The 13,453-nt window shown below is 74.2% G+C and carries 11 protein-coding genes and 1 tRNA gene; 11 read left to right on the top strand and 1 reads right to left on the bottom strand.

Features of this window, described 5'->3' with window-relative positions; all coding sequences use genetic code 11:
* Positions 1-98: 98 nt before the first annotated feature.
* From BX286_RS14330 to BX286_RS14280, 10 genes are all read left to right on the top strand, one after another.
* Positions 99-1,220, top strand: coding sequence for a TIGR03364 family FAD-dependent oxidoreductase (locus BX286_RS14330; RefSeq protein ID WP_079431738.1), 1,122 nt, complete (start codon positions 99-101; stop codon positions 1,218-1,220).
* Between the two features lie 5 nt (positions 1,221-1,225).
* Positions 1,226-1,951: a phosphonatase-like hydrolase gene (locus BX286_RS14325; protein ID WP_121015081.1), complete on the top strand. Its 726-nt coding sequence runs from the start codon at positions 1,226-1,228 to the stop codon at positions 1,949-1,951.
* Positions 1,948-3,003: an ABC transporter ATP-binding protein gene (locus BX286_RS14320; protein ID WP_100863600.1), complete on the top strand. Its 1,056-nt coding sequence runs from the start codon at positions 1,948-1,950 to the stop codon at positions 3,001-3,003. The genes BX286_RS14325 and BX286_RS14320 overlap by 4 nt, the downstream gene beginning before the upstream one ends.
* A gap of 229 nt (positions 3,004-3,232) precedes the next feature.
* Positions 3,233-4,156, top strand: coding sequence for a 2-aminoethylphosphonate ABC transporter permease subunit (locus tag BX286_RS14315; protein ID WP_079427257.1), 924 nt, complete (start codon positions 3,233-3,235; stop codon positions 4,154-4,156).
* Positions 4,143-4,940 (top strand): ABC transporter permease, encoded by a 798-nt coding sequence (locus BX286_RS14310; RefSeq protein WP_079427255.1) that lies wholly within the window; start codon positions 4,143-4,145, stop codon positions 4,938-4,940. The genes BX286_RS14315 and BX286_RS14310 overlap by 14 nt, the downstream gene beginning before the upstream one ends.
* A gap of 70 nt (positions 4,941-5,010) precedes the next feature.
* Positions 5,011-6,096, top strand: coding sequence for a 2-aminoethylphosphonate ABC transporter substrate-binding protein (locus BX286_RS14305; protein WP_100863603.1), 1,086 nt, complete (start codon positions 5,011-5,013; stop codon positions 6,094-6,096).
* Positions 6,097-6,261: 165 nt separating this feature from the next.
* Entirely contained in the window at positions 6,262-7,869 is a 1,608-nt protein-coding gene (locus tag BX286_RS14295; protein ID WP_261993421.1) for an alkaline phosphatase family protein, read from the top strand.
* A 110-nt stretch (positions 7,870-7,979) separates the two neighbouring features.
* Positions 7,980-8,759, top strand: coding sequence for an HAD-IIA family hydrolase (locus BX286_RS14290; protein ID WP_079427251.1), 780 nt, complete (start codon positions 7,980-7,982; stop codon positions 8,757-8,759).
* 121 nt (positions 8,760-8,880) lie between these two features.
* Positions 8,881-9,486 (top strand): hypothetical protein, encoded by a 606-nt coding sequence (locus BX286_RS14285; protein ID WP_121015079.1) that lies wholly within the window; start codon positions 8,881-8,883, stop codon positions 9,484-9,486.
* The gene (locus tag BX286_RS14280; protein ID WP_079427247.1) at positions 9,483-10,145 is read left to right on the top strand and encodes a class F sortase; all 663 of its coding nucleotides are present in this window, start codon (positions 9,483-9,485) and stop codon (positions 10,143-10,145) included. The genes BX286_RS14285 and BX286_RS14280 overlap by 4 nt, the downstream gene beginning before the upstream one ends.
* 77 nt (positions 10,146-10,222) lie before the next feature.
* Here BX286_RS14280 and BX286_RS14275 read toward each other — a convergent pair.
* A tRNA-Lys gene (locus BX286_RS14275) sits at positions 10,223-10,296 on the bottom strand.
* A 704-nt stretch (positions 10,297-11,000) separates the two neighbouring features.
* Here BX286_RS14275 and BX286_RS14270 point away from each other — a divergent pair.
* Positions 11,001-12,254, top strand: coding sequence for a peptidoglycan-binding protein (locus tag BX286_RS14270; protein ID WP_398898889.1), 1,254 nt, complete (start codon positions 11,001-11,003; stop codon positions 12,252-12,254).
* The last annotated feature ends 1,199 nt before the right edge of the window (positions 12,255-13,453 follow it).

Raw genomic sequence — 13,453 nt, 5'->3', positions numbered from 1 at the left:
AGAATGATAACGGGTCTAGTCCAAGCGTCGAGGGCTGTTCACCGGCCCGTCGCCCACCCGATCCTCCCGGGTCACGGACCGCCCCGACCGTGGACGCCGTGAGAGTCATAGTCGTCGGAGGCGGCGTGGTCGGCACCATGCACGCCTGGCAAGCAGTCCAACGCGGCCACGAGGTCGTCCAGATCGAGCGCGAAGCCGAGGCCCGCGGCGCCTCGCTGCGCAATTTCGGCCAGATCTGGGTCAGCGGCCGGGCCGGGGGCGAGGAGCTCGACACCGCCCTGCGGGCCCGCGAGCTCTGGGAGCGGATCGGCGCGGAGGTGCCCGGCCTGGGCTTCCGCGCCATCGGCTCCCTCACCCCCGTGCGCAACGCCCGCGAGTACGCGGTCGCCGAGGCGGCCGTCGCCCGCGCCGACGCCGCCGCCCGCGGCTACAAGCTGGTCACCGCCGAAGAGGCCCGGGCCGTCAACCCCGCCCTGCGCGGCGCGTTCGAGGCCGCCCTGTGGTGCGAGCGCGACGCGGCCGTCGAACCGCGCACCGCCCAGCTCCACCTCCGCGAGGCCCTGCGCGCCTCCGGCCGCTACACCTTCCTGCCCGGCCGTGAGGTCCGTGACCTGGCCGGCCCCGCCGCCGTCCGCGACGACCACGGCGACGTCCACCGCGGCGACGCGGTCGTCCTCGCCACCGGCGCCTGGCTCTCCGGCCTGGTCCGCGAGCTCGCCCCCGGCCTGCCCGTGCGCCGCGTCCGGCTCCAGATGATGCAGACCGCCCCCCTCGGCGAGCCGCTCACCACCTCCGTCGCGGACGCCGACAGCTTCCGCTACTACCCGGCCTACCGGTCGGCGGCCCTGGACGAGCTCAACGCCTCCCAGGCCCAGGCGCCCGTCGCCGCCGCGCACAAGATGCAGCTGCTGATGGTCCAGCGCCGGGACGGCGGCCTGACCATCGGCGACACCCACGAGTACGAGCACCCCTTCGCCTTCGACACCCTCGAGGACCCCTACGACCACCTCACCGAGGTCGCCGAGTCCTTCCTGGGCCGCCCGCTGCCGAAGATCAGGCACCGCTGGGCGGGCGTGTACGCGCAGTGCTCCGACACCAGCCGCGTCGTCCACCGCCAGCAGGTCGGCGAAGGCGTCTGGCTCGTCACCGGACCGGGCGGCCGGGGCATGACCTGCTCGCCTGCCATCGCCGAAACCACCGCGAACGAACTGGGCTGGTGAGCCGCATGACCGACACGACCGCAACCCCCGCCACCGCAACCCCCGCCCCCAAGAGGCTGATCGTCCTCGACATGGCCGGCACCACCGTCGCCGACGGCGGCCTCGTCGAGCGCGCCTTCGAACGCGCCGCCGAACGCCTCGGCGTGGAGCCCGGCACCCCCGCCCACGCCGCGAAGCTCCAGTACGTCCGCGACACCATGGGCGAGTCGAAGATCTCCGTCTTCCGCCACCTCTTCGGCACGGAGGAACGCGCCCAGGCCGCCAACTCCGCCTTCGAGCAGGCCTACGCGGAACTCGTCGACGGCGGCCTCGTCGCCGGGCTCCCCGGCGCCCGCGAGACCATCGAGGAACTCCGCGCCGCCGGCCACACCGTCGTCCTGACCACCGGCTTCGCCCGCGTCACCCAGGACGCCATCCTCGACGCCCTCGGCTGGCGCGGCCTGGCCGACCTCACCCTCTGCCCCGCCGACGCGGGCGGCCGCGGCCGCCCCTACCCCGACATGGTGCTGGCCGCGTTCCTGCGCACCGGCGCGGTGGACGACGTGCGCGAGACCGTCGTCGCCGGGGACACCGCGTACGACATGCTCAGCGGCCGCCGCGCCGGCGCCGGCACCGTCGCCGGGGTCCTCACCGGGGCCCACGACCGGGCCACGCTCACCGGGCACGGAGCCACGCACGTCCTCGGCTCGGTCGCCGAACTCCCGGCCCTCCTCCTCGCGGGGTCCTCGTGAGCGGCATCCGCTTCGACTCCGTATCGGTCGCCTACCACGGCACCACCGTCCTGGACTCCCTCGACCTGACCGTCGAACCCGGCGAGGTCATGGCCCTCCTCGGCCCCTCCGGCTCCGGCAAGACCACCGCCCTGCGCGCCGTGGCCGGCTTCGTCCGGCCCGTCTCAGGGCGGGTACTGATCGGCGGTCAGGACGTCACCACCCTGCCCCCGCACAAACGGGGCATCGGCATGGTCGTCCAGCAGTACGCGCTCTTCCCGCACATGCGGGTCGAGGACAACGTCGCCTTCGGCCTGCGCGCCCGGAAGACCCCCAAGGCCGAGATCCCCGCCCGGGTCACCGAGGCCCTGGAGATGACGGGGATGGCCGCGTACGCCAAGCGCTACCCCCGCGAGCTCTCCGGCGGACAGCAGCAACGGGTGGCCATCGCCCGCGCCCTCGCCATCCGCCCCGGCGTCCTCCTGCTGGACGAACCCCTCTCCGCCCTGGACGCACAGCTGCGCTCCGGGATGCTCGCCGAACTGGCCCGGCTGCACCGCGAACTCCCCGACGTCTCCATCCTGTACGTCACCCACGACCAGGTCGAGGCCCTGACCCTGGCCGACCGGATCGCCGTGATGGACCGCGCCCGCCTCCAGGACTGCGGCACCCCGCAGCAGCTGTACCGGGCGCCGCGCACGGAGTTCACCGCGTCCTTCGTCGGCAACGCCAACCTGCTCCCGGTGACGGTCGCAGGCGCCGGCGGCGGCGCCGTCTTCGCGGGCCGCCCCCTGGACCTCGACACCGGACGCGCGGCCCCCGGGGCGACCGCCACCCTGTGCGTACGGCCGCACCTGCTGGGGCTCGGCGAGGGCCCCAACGCCCTGCGCGGCACCATCACCGAGGTGCAGTGGCGCGGCTCGACGCACCGGCTGTACGTCGACGTCGACGGGCACCGCGTCAAGGCGGACCTCCCCGAACTGCGGGAGACCCCGGCCCTCGGCGACGTGGTCACCCTCCACTTCGAGCCCCGCGACGCGGTGCTCCTGGCGGCGGGGGTCGCGGATGCCTGAGGCCACCGGCCACCCGGCCGCCCAGGCCCGCCCGGACCCCCTGCCCCCGGCCCGGCCCCCCGGCGGCCCGGCCGCGCCACCGGAGCCGGGACCGGCTGCGGGTCCCTTCCCGCCCCCGGCTGCGGGTCCCGTCCCGCCTCCGGCTGCGGGTCCCGTGCCCGCCCCGGCTCCGGGTCCCGTACCGCCTCCGGCTGCGGGTCCCGTACCGCCCCCGGCTGCCACCCCGCCCGTGCCCACACCCCCGCCCGGCGCCACGACCGCGCCCGGCGCCACACCCCCGCCCGGCAGCCGGAAGCCACCCCGGGAAGCGGCCCCGCCCGGGAGCCGGCTGCCCCGGGCGGCGCTGTGGGCCCTGCCCCCCGTCGCCGTGCTCGGGCTGGTCTTCCTCTACCCCCTCGCCCTGGTCGTCCGGCAGTCCCTCACCCCGGACGACGCCGCCGACGGCGGCGCCTTCGACGCCTACACCGCCGTCTTCGCCTCCCACGCCTTCCGCGAAGCCCTCGGCACCACCGTCTGGCTGGCCCTCGCCGCCACCGCCGGCTGCCTCCTCCTCGGCTTCACCCTCGCCCTGGTCATCGCCTTCGTGCCCTTCCCCGGGGCCAAGGCCGTCGCCAAGTTCATCGACGTCTTCCTCTCCTTCCCCTCCTTCCTCATCACCCTCGCCCTCCTCTTCATCTACGGCACCGTCGGCATGGCCAACGGGCTCTGGACCGACCTCCTCGGCGGCGCCGAAGGCCCGTTCCACTTCCTCACCACCCCCTGGGGCGTCCTCCTCGCGGAGATCACGTACTTCACCCCCTTCGTGATGCGCCCGCTGCTCGCCGCCTTCTCCCAGCTGGACACCGCCCAGCTGGAGGTCGCCGCCGGCCTCGGCGCCCGCCCCGCCCGGATCGTCCGCCAGGTGATCCTCCCCGAGGCCCTTCCCGCCCTCGCGGCGGGCGGCAGCCTCGTCCTCGTCATGTGCCTCAACGAGTTCGGGATCGTGCTCTTCACCGGAGCCAAGGGCGTCACGACCCTCCCGATGCTCGTCTACGGCAAGGCGATCCTCGAGTCCGACTACCCGGCCGCCTGCGTGGCCGCCGTCGTCAACATCGCCATATCCATCGGCCTGTTCGGCCTCTACCGGGTGGTGGGCAAGCGTGCTGGTGCATAGCAGGGGCGGCCGCTGGGCCGCCTGGAGCCTGTTCGGGATCCTCTTCGTCCCCCTCTTCGCCCTGCCCCTCCTCGTCGTCGTGGCCGCCTCCTTCGCCACCCACTGGTCCGGCGCCTTCCCCTCCGGCCCCACCACCGCCAACTACGCCTCCGCCGTCCAGGGCGAGTCCCTCCAGGCACTGACGACCTCCCTGGTCACCGCCCTGGCCGCGAGCCTCCTCGCGCTCGCCGCCGGCACCTGGGCCGCCCTGGCCGCCGCCGCGCTCGGCAAGCGCGGCAAGCGCGTCCTGGACGCCCTGTTCATGCTGCCGGTGGCCGTGCCGTCCGTGGTCGTGGGCCTGGCCGTCCTCGTCGCGTTCAGCAAGCCCCCGCTGCTGCTCAACGGCACGAGCACGATCGTGGTCCTGGCGCACACGATCCTCGTCACGGCCTTCGCCTACCAGTCGGTCTCGGCGGCCCTCGTGCGACTCGACCCCGCGTACGAGCAGGCGGCCGCCTCCCTGGGCGCCCGTCCCGCGTACGTGCTGTGGCGGGTCAGGCTCCCCCTCCTGCTGCCGTCCCTCACGGCGGCCGCCGGGCTCTGCTTCGCCCTCTCCATGGGTGAGCTGAGCGCCACGATGATGCTCTACCCGCCGGACTGGATGCCCCTCCCGGTCCGGATCTTCACCGCCACCGACCGCGGTTCGCTCTTCGGCGGATCCGCCGTGGCCGTGGTGCTGATGGCCACCACCCTGCTGGTCCTCCTGGCCGTCTCCCGCATCCGCACCCGAGCCTCCTACCGCTGACACCCCCGGCGCCCCCCAGCCGCCCCCCGGCTGCCAAACCCCCGTCCCCGCCCCCCCGTAAGGAAGTCCCATGTCCAGAGCGCTCCTGCTCCGCACCGCCACCGCCCTCACCACCGGCCTCACCCTCGCCGCCGCCCTCACCGCCTGCGGCGGCTCCTCCACCACCGCCGGCGCCGACTCCGGCGGGGGCGGCGGGAAGACCGTCACCGTCTACAGCGCCGACGGCCTCAAGAGCGACAAGGGCGACGGCTGGTACGACAAGGTCTTCGCCGACTTCACCAAGAAGACCGGCATCGAGGTCAAGTACGTCGAGGGCGGCTCCGGCGAGATGGTCCAGCGCGCCCTCCGCGAGAAGACCAACACCCAGGCCGACGTACTGATCACCCTGCCGCCCTTCATCCAGCAGGCCGACGGCAAGGGCCTGCTCCAGCCCTACGCCCCCCAGGGCTCCGACAAGGTCAGCGGCGCCGACAAGTCCGCCGACGCCAAGTGGACCTCCGTCGTCAACAACTACTTCGGGTTCGTCTACAACAAGAAGGAGCTCACCAGCGCCCCCAGGACCTGGGAGGAGCTGCTGGACGCCAAGTACAAGGGCAAGCTCCAGTACTCCACCCCCGGCGTCGCGGGCGACGGCACAGCCGTCCTCGTCAAGTCCCTGCACGACTTCGGCGGCAAGGACCAGGCGATGGACTTCCTCAAGAAGCTCCAGGCCAACAACGTCGGCCCGTCCTCCTCCACCAGCAAGCTCGCCCCGAAGACCGACAAGGGCGAGCTGCTCGTCGCCAACGGCGACGTCCAGATGAACTTCGCCCAGTCCAAGTCCATGCCCAACCTCGGCATCTGGTTCCCCGCCAAGGACGGCGGCAAGCCCACCACCTTCGCCCTCCCGTACGCGGCCGGGCTGGTCGCCAAGGCCCCGCACACCGAGAACGGCAAGAAGCTCCTCGACTACCTGCTCAGCGAGGACGCCCAGAAGCTGGTCAGCGAGGTCGGCGGCGGCTTCCCGGCCCGTACGGACGTCAAGCCCACCGACGCCAACGCCATCGAGCTCACCCAGCTGATGACCGGCGTCGAGGTGTTCGAGCCGGACTGGACCGACATCGACAAGAACCTCACGGGCTACGTCGACGCCTGGAAGTCCGCGACCGGCAGCTGAGCCTTCACCTCCCGGCCACCCCCACCGGGAACCATATCGAACGGATAACGGGTCTGGACCGAAACCGCACCTCGGTCCGGACCCGCCGCATGCGCGCCCGTCCCTGCGCCCGCGGCGCCCGCACGCGCACACCCGGCCCACACCCACTTGCTCCTGGAGGAGTACGTGTCCCCTGACCTGCGCGGACGCACCCTCGCCGTGACCGCCACCGCCACGGCGCTCATCGCCACCGCCCTCGGCCTCACCACCCCGGCCACCGCCGCCCCCGGCGACCCCAGGGCCGCGGCCGAAGCGGCGGCCAAGGCGGCCGCGGCCAAGCCCGCCACCGCCACCACCGCCACCACCGCCACCACCGCCGGCTCCGTCGGCAAGGTCCTCGTCATCGGCCTCGACGGCGTGGTCCTCGACCGCGTCAAGGCCGCCAACGCCCCCCACCTCAAAGGCCTGATGGCCGAAGGCCTCACCGCCCGCAGCACCCTCTACGCGAGCCCCATGGCCGCCACCTCCTCCGGCCCCGGCTGGTCCACCATCGCCACCGGCGTCTGGCCCGACCAGCACGGGGTGAAGGACAACTCCTTCACCGGCAAGAACTTCACCGCCCACCCGGACTTCCTCACCCGCGCCGAGAACGCCAACCCGGCCCTCAACACCTATGCGGCCGCCGACTGGGAGCCCCTCACCTCCACCGACCAGAACGGCCCCGTCTTCTCCGCCAAGGCCGACAAGCGCCTCTCCCTCACGGGAGACCGCGACGGCTACGGCAACGAGGACCCGAAGATCGCCACGGCCGCCTCCGCCGAGCTGCGCGACGGCAACCCCGACGCCTCCTTCGTCTACTTCGGCCAGGTCGACTCCGCCGGCCACTCCTACGGCGCCGCCAGCCGGCAGTACCTCGACGCCATCGGCCGCGTCGACACCCTCGTCGGTCAGCTCCTCACCGCCGTCAAGGCCCGCCCCGCCTACGCCCAGGAGAACTGGAAGATCCTGGTCACCACCGACCACGGCCACACCGACGCCGGCGGCCACGGCGGCTCCACCATCCAGGAGCGCGGCACCTTCGTCATCGCCAAGGGCGCCGGGATCCCCGCCGGTTCGGTCCGCGACGACGTCAAGCTCGTCGACGTCGCCGCCACCGCCCTCGCCCAGGTCGGCGTCCCCACCACAGGGCTCGACGGCGTCCCCCTCGACAGCCCCGACAACGACCCCTTCGACACCCTGCGCCCCGCCCTCCGGGCCCGCGTGGACGAGACCGGCATCCCGGCCGGGACGAAGGGCTTCACGCACACTCCGCCCGCCGGCTGGTCCGTGGACAACTCCAGGATGGGCACGGGCGGCGTCACCGAGTGGGCCGGATGGGCCTTCTCCACCGACGAGTTCTGGAGCCAGGCGCAGCGCGACCAGTGGCGCGAGCTGGGCGTCCGCTCCCGTGACGTGTTCGCCGTCGCCGACTCCGACGAGTGGGACGACAAGACCCACACGGGCACCTTCGACTCCACCCTGATCACCCCCAAGTGGGCGGTCACCGGCGGCACCACGCGCACCCTGGACTTCCGGACGCACTACCGCCACGAGGCCGGCCAGACCGCTCAGGTCCTCGTCTCGTACGACGGCGCCGCCCCGGTCGTGGTGAAGACGTACACCGCCGACGCCGTGGCCGCGTCCGAGTCCCTGCCGCTGCCGATCCCGGCGGGCGCCACCGACGTCCAGGTCCGCTTCCGCTACAGCGGCGACAACAACTGGTACTGGACCGTCGACGACGTCCGCCTCCGCTAGGCCGTCCGGGCCGTGGACGCCCCCGGCGCCCACGGCCCGCGCCCGCTAGGGTGGGTGGTACAGACCACAGACCCACAGGTCAGCGGCCATCGAAGAGCGGAGAGAAATCCGTGGCAGAGCGCAAGCCGATCGAATCCTGGCTCACCGACATGGACGGCGTCCTCATCCACGAGGGCACGCCGATCCCCGGCGCCGATGCCTTCATCAAGCGGCTGCGCGAGTCCGGCAAGCCCTTCCTGGTCCTCACCAACAACTCCATCTACACCCCGCGCGACCTCCAGGCCCGGCTCAGCCGCATGGGCCTGGACGTGCCCGTGGACAACATCTGGACCTCGGCGCTCGCCACCGCGAAGTTCCTCGACGACCAGCGCCCGGGCGGCACGGCGTACGTCATCGGCGAGGCGGGGCTGACCACCGCCCTGCACGACATCGGCTACATCCTCACCGACCACCAGCCCGACTACGTCGTGCTCGGCGAGACGCGCACCTACAGCTTCGAGGCCATGACCAAGGCCGTCCGGCTGATCAACGACGGCGCCCGCTTCATCTGCACCAACCCCGACGAGACCGGCCCCTCCACCGAGGGCCCGCTCCCGGCCACGGGCGCGGTCGCCGCGCTGATCACCAAGGCGACCGGCAAGAAGCCGTACTTCGCCGGCAAGCCCAACCCGCTGATGATGCGTACGGGCCTCAACGCCATCGGCGCCCACTCCGAGACCAGCGCGATGATCGGCGACCGGATGGACACCGACGTACTGGCCGGCCTGGAGGCGGGCATGCAGACCTTCCTCGTGCTGACCGGGCTGACCACGGTCGAGGACACCGAGAAGTTCCCCTACCGTCCGACCCGGACGGTGGACTCCATCGCGGATCTCGTCGACCTGGTGTAGTCGCGGAGGGCGCCGCGGCTGCCGCGTTGGCGCATACGGCTGACACGTACGGGCCAAGAGAGCGCCGCTCCGGATGCGGAGCGGCGCGCCGCGCGTGAATCTCCTTGTGAGGAGGTTCACCATGCGAAGTTCTCTGATCGCTCTCCGTGCCGCAGCGGTGGCCGTGACCCTGGCGGCCTGCACCGCCGTGACCGCCCCCGCCGCCCTCGGATACGACGGGGACCGCGGCGGTGTCTCCGTCGAACCGAACCCGGCCGAGCCCGGCGACCGGGTCAAGGTCCGCGTGCGCGCCTGTGAGGGTGACTGGGCGGTGGCCCGTTCCCCCGTCTTCGAGGGGGAGGTCCGGCTGCACAAGGGCCACGAGGACCCCCGCACCCTCTTCGGCGAGGCCGAGATCCGCCGGCACGCCGACCCGGGGTGGCACGAGGTCCGGGTCAAGTGCGAGGGCCGCGACGAGGGCCTTCGCGGTTCGCTGGAGGTCCGCCGCGACCACCGCCCCGACCCCCACCACTCGCCGGTCTGGCCGGTCCACGCGGGCGGCGGCGCGATGGCCGCCCAGGTCGCCGAGACCACCCGGCTGGCTTCCGCCTCCGCCGCGAAGAAGAGCCACCACGGTGACGGGCCCGGCCTGTCGCAGACCGTGGTCGGCGCGGTCCTGGCCGCCGCCGCCACGCTGGTGGTCGCCGGGCGCGCCCTGACCCTGCGCCGCCGCCGCAACGACGGATGAGCGGGCCCCGCCCCCTGGCCGGCGGCCGGCTGCTGACCTTCACGGCCTGGTCGGTGCTGGTGCTCGGGCTCTGGCTGTGGGGCAAGGAGATCACGGGGGTGCCGGCGGGCCCGCTCTCCGGGCGGCCCGGCGGCCAGGCGGGCCCGGGCCTCCCGGCGGCGCGGGCCCCCCTGACGGCGGCGATGCCCGCGCGGGTCGACGTACCGTCGCTGGGGGTGCAGGCGCCGGTGATCGCGCGGGGCCTGGACCGGCAGGGGGCGATCGAGCCGCCGCCGTACGAGCTGCCCGGCACGGTGGGCTGGTGGGGCGCGGGCCCCGCACCGGGTGCGGTGGGGGCGGCGCTGATGGTGGGGCACGTGGACACGAAGGCCAAGCCGGCCGTGTTCTTCGGCCTGGGCTCGGTCAAGCCGGGGGAGAAGGTCCGGGTGGCGCGGGCGGACGGGACGGTCGCCGAGTTCACCGTCGAGGACGTACGGGTCTACGAGCGCGCGGGCTTCGACCCCGCCAAGGCGTACGGGCCGCGGGTCCCGGGCCGCGCCGAGCTGAGGCTGGTGACCTGCGGCGGGACCTACGACAAGGCGGCCGGACAGTACTCGGCGAACGTGGTGGTCTCGGCGTACCTGACGGGTGCGGGGACCAGGCCGGGGGCGGCGGCGTAGAGGCGGCCGGCCCCTGGCTTCCGGCAGAACGAAGAAGCCCCTCGTAGCTTTCGCTACGAGGGGCTTCCCCTTGTCTGTGCGCCGCCAGGGACTCGAACCCCGGACCCGCTGATTAAGAGTCAGCTGCTCTAACCAACTGAGCTAGCGGCGCTTGCTGACAGGGAAAACTCTACCCCACTGGTGGGGGTGCTCGTGACCAGCCGCGCCCGCGTTGTCCGATTAACCCATGTTTGAGGGGTTTTTCGTGCACGATATGTCTGGGCCGAACCGCATCTGACGCTCCGTCGGGTACGGCTGCGGCCCGGACCGACGACGAACAGGAGCGATCGGCCCTGATCAGGGGACCCCTCAGGACTGATCAGGACCGATCAGGGGAGTGGACGGAACCGCATGACGACGCAGCCTCCGGTGCATGTGCAGATGCCGATGCCTGTCTTCGAGGAGTACGAGCCCGCCGGCGACTGCGCCTGCCCCGGCTGCGCCCAGCGCCGCAGGGCCCTCGCCCGCGGGCGGGCCATAGCGCTGCGCGACGCCGGGCTGCCGGCCGTACGCGGAGCCCGCCGTGCGCTGGTGCTGGCCACGGCGGCCGGGGTGGTCCTGGGCGGCGGCGGCCAGGCGGCCGCCCACCACGCCACCCCGCCGCCCCCCCGCCCCACGGACCCGCTACCGCCCCTGGCGCGCGCGGCGACCCCGGCGCCCTCGGCCGGCCCCGCGCACGCGGGCGGGCGGGCGAACCCGGCCGACACCCGGCACGAGGCCGCTGACCCGCAAGCGGCTGCTGCGCCGCACGAGGCCGCTGCCCCGCACGCGGGCGGTACCCGGGACTCGGCCGGCACCCCCCACCAGGCCCCCACCCTGCACTCGGCCGACACCCCGCAGCAGGCCCCCACCACGCGCGCGGCCGACCCCGCCACCCGCGCGGCCGCCTCCGCCCGCGAGGCCGGTCCCGCCCACGAGGCCGCCCCTGCCCATGAGGCCGGTCCCGGTCCGTCGGCCCGGGACACGCCGGGCAGCCCGCAGGGCGGCCGGGCCCCGCTGCACGGCCGCCCGCGCCCCCCGGCCTCCGGGCCGGCACGGCCGGGCGCGCCGTCCCTCGCGCGGCGCATCGACCGAGCCACGATCATCAACCGGGCGAAGCTGTGGCTGGAGGCGCAGGTCCCGTACAGCATGTCCGAGTACTGGACGGACGGATACCGGCAGGACTGCTCGGGATACGTCTCCATGGCCTGGAACCTCGGTACGAACGAGTGGACCGGCAGCCTCGACACCTTCGCCACGAAGATCACGAAGGAAGAGCTCCTGCCCGGCGACATGCTCCTCTTCCACAACCCGGCGGACCCCAACAAGGGCTCGCACGTGGTCCTGTTCGGCGGCTGGGTCGACGAGACGCACACGCACTACATCGCCTACGAGCAGACCCCGCCGGTCACACGGCGGCTGGCCACGCCGTACGGGTACTGGAACAACGCGGCCAAGTACGTCCCGTACCGGTTCAACGGGGTGACCGGCGGGATCCTCCCGGGCGACTCGGTGCCGCCCGCGCAGCAGCCCACGGTCACCTTCCCCGGAGCGTCCAAGTTCGGCCCCGGCGCCGACAACAAGTACGTCGCCGAGCTGGGGCGGATGCTGATCGACCGCGGCGCCCTGCGGTTCTACCCCAACGGGCCGAGCACCAAGTGGAGCGAGGCCGACCGGCAGGCCACGGAGGCGTTCCAGCTGGCGCAGGGCTGGACGGGCGCCGACGCGGACGGCATCCCGGGCCCGGACACCTGGCGGCTGCTGGTCCAGCACCAGGGCGCGGACATCGTGCCGACGGGCCGTACGACGCCCCCGCCGCCCCCGCCGGCCCCCCGCCCGGGCCCGGCCGGGGTCCCGGCCTACCCCGGCCCTAGGGCCTTCCGCCCGGGCCAGTCCCACCTGGCGATCGTCGCGATGGGGCGGCAGTTGGTGAGGAAGGGCTTCGGCAAGTACTACACGGCCGGCCCGGGCCAGACCTGGACCGAGGCAGACCGCCGCAACGTCGAGGCCTTCCAGCGCGCGCAGGGCTGGCGCGGCGCCATGGCCGACGGCTACCCGGGCCCGGAAACCTGGCGCCGGCTGTTCGCATGACGGAGGCAACGATGTACCCCACCCGCACCACGTCCACGACGGGCACCTTCCACCCCGCCCCACCCTCCGCCACCACCCCCCACCACGCGACACCGCCCGGACCGCTGCCGACACCGACCGCCACCGCGCGGCCCCGTCACGACGATCCGCCGCCGGCGTCCCGTCCCGGGGCGGCGATCCCGGCCGAGGCGGAGGGCGTGGCCGCCGGGCGGCCCGGAGAGCTTCCGGCGGTGCCCCTGCCCGGGGCCATGGCTCCGGCCGGGTCCGGCGCAGCGGGGGTCGCCGCCGGGCGAGCCCGAGACGGCGAGCTGCCGCCGGTGGCCCGTCCCGGGGCTGCGGTCCGGGCCGAGGCGGAGGGCGTGGCCGCCGGGCGGCCCGGTGAGCTTCCGGCGGCGTCCCGGTCCGGGGCCATGGCCTCGTCCGGGTCCGGCGGGTTTTCTGCTCCGGCCGACGTGGCGGGGGTTTCCGTCGGGCGGGCCCGTGACGGCGAGCTGGCGTCGGTGGCCCGGCCCGGGGAGGCGATCCGGGCCGAGGTGGAGGGCGTTGCCGCCGGGCGGGCCGGTGAGCTTCCGTCGGTGTCCCGGGCCGGGGCCATGGCTTCGGCCAGGTCTGGCGGGCTGTTTGCTCCGGCCGGGGCGCCGGGCGTTGCCTCCGGGCCGCCCGGCGACGGTGAGTTGCCCCCTGTGCTCCGCCCCGTAGCTGCCCCGGAGACATCGACGGCTGCGGCTGCCCCGCCGCGTGCGCCCGAGCCGAGCCCCGAGTGGCAGGCGGCGCGCGGGGTGGCGTCCGCTCAGGCCGCATCCGTGGACGTGGCGCCTTCGGCTGAGGCCGCAGCCACCCCACGGGCCGGAGTCGCCCGCCTGGACAGGACGACGACAGCCCCGGCCGCCACGCCCCATCAGCCGGTGTCGGCCGGTGCGTTGCCGACGGCGTCCCGGCCGGCCGGTACCGCGCCGGACGGGGCGGTACCGGCCGCCGCCCGGTCCGCGTCGCCGCTCACTGCCCCTGCCGGAGGCCCCTCCGCCCCGCAGGCCGACACCCCACGGCCTCGTGTCGTTGCGCCGACCTGGGCTCCGGACCCGACGCGGGTGGTCCGGGTCGGCGACGCAGCCCGGCAGGCACCGCGCCGTACCGCCGGACCTGTCGCCGAGACCCGTACCGGAGACTCCGGCCCGCGGCCGGTGGCGTCGGCCAGGGGC

The sequence above is a fragment of the Streptomyces sp. 3211.6 genome, assembly GCF_003634815.1.
GTDB lineage: Bacteria > Actinomycetota > Actinomycetes > Streptomycetales > Streptomycetaceae > Streptomyces > Streptomyces katrae_A.
Note: the sequence above shows the minus strand (reverse complement) of the source record. Positions and strands in the feature narration are given on the sequence as shown.

What these genes read in the sequence shown, in the direction of transcription:
- BX286_RS14325 (WP_121015081.1), top strand. Translation starts at nt 1,226, where the DNA reads ATGACCGACACGACCGCAACCCCCGCCACCGCAACCCCCGCCCCCAAG.
- BX286_RS14285 (WP_121015079.1), top strand. Translation starts at nt 8,881, where the DNA reads ATGCGAAGTTCTCTGATCGCTCTCCGTGCCGCAGCGGTGGCCGTGACC.
- BX286_RS14305 (WP_100863603.1), top strand. Translation starts at nt 5,011, where the DNA reads ATGTCCAGAGCGCTCCTGCTCCGCACCGCCACCGCCCTCACCACCGGC.
- BX286_RS14280 (WP_079427247.1), top strand. Translation starts at nt 9,483, where the DNA reads ATGAGCGGGCCCCGCCCCCTGGCCGGCGGCCGGCTGCTGACCTTCACG.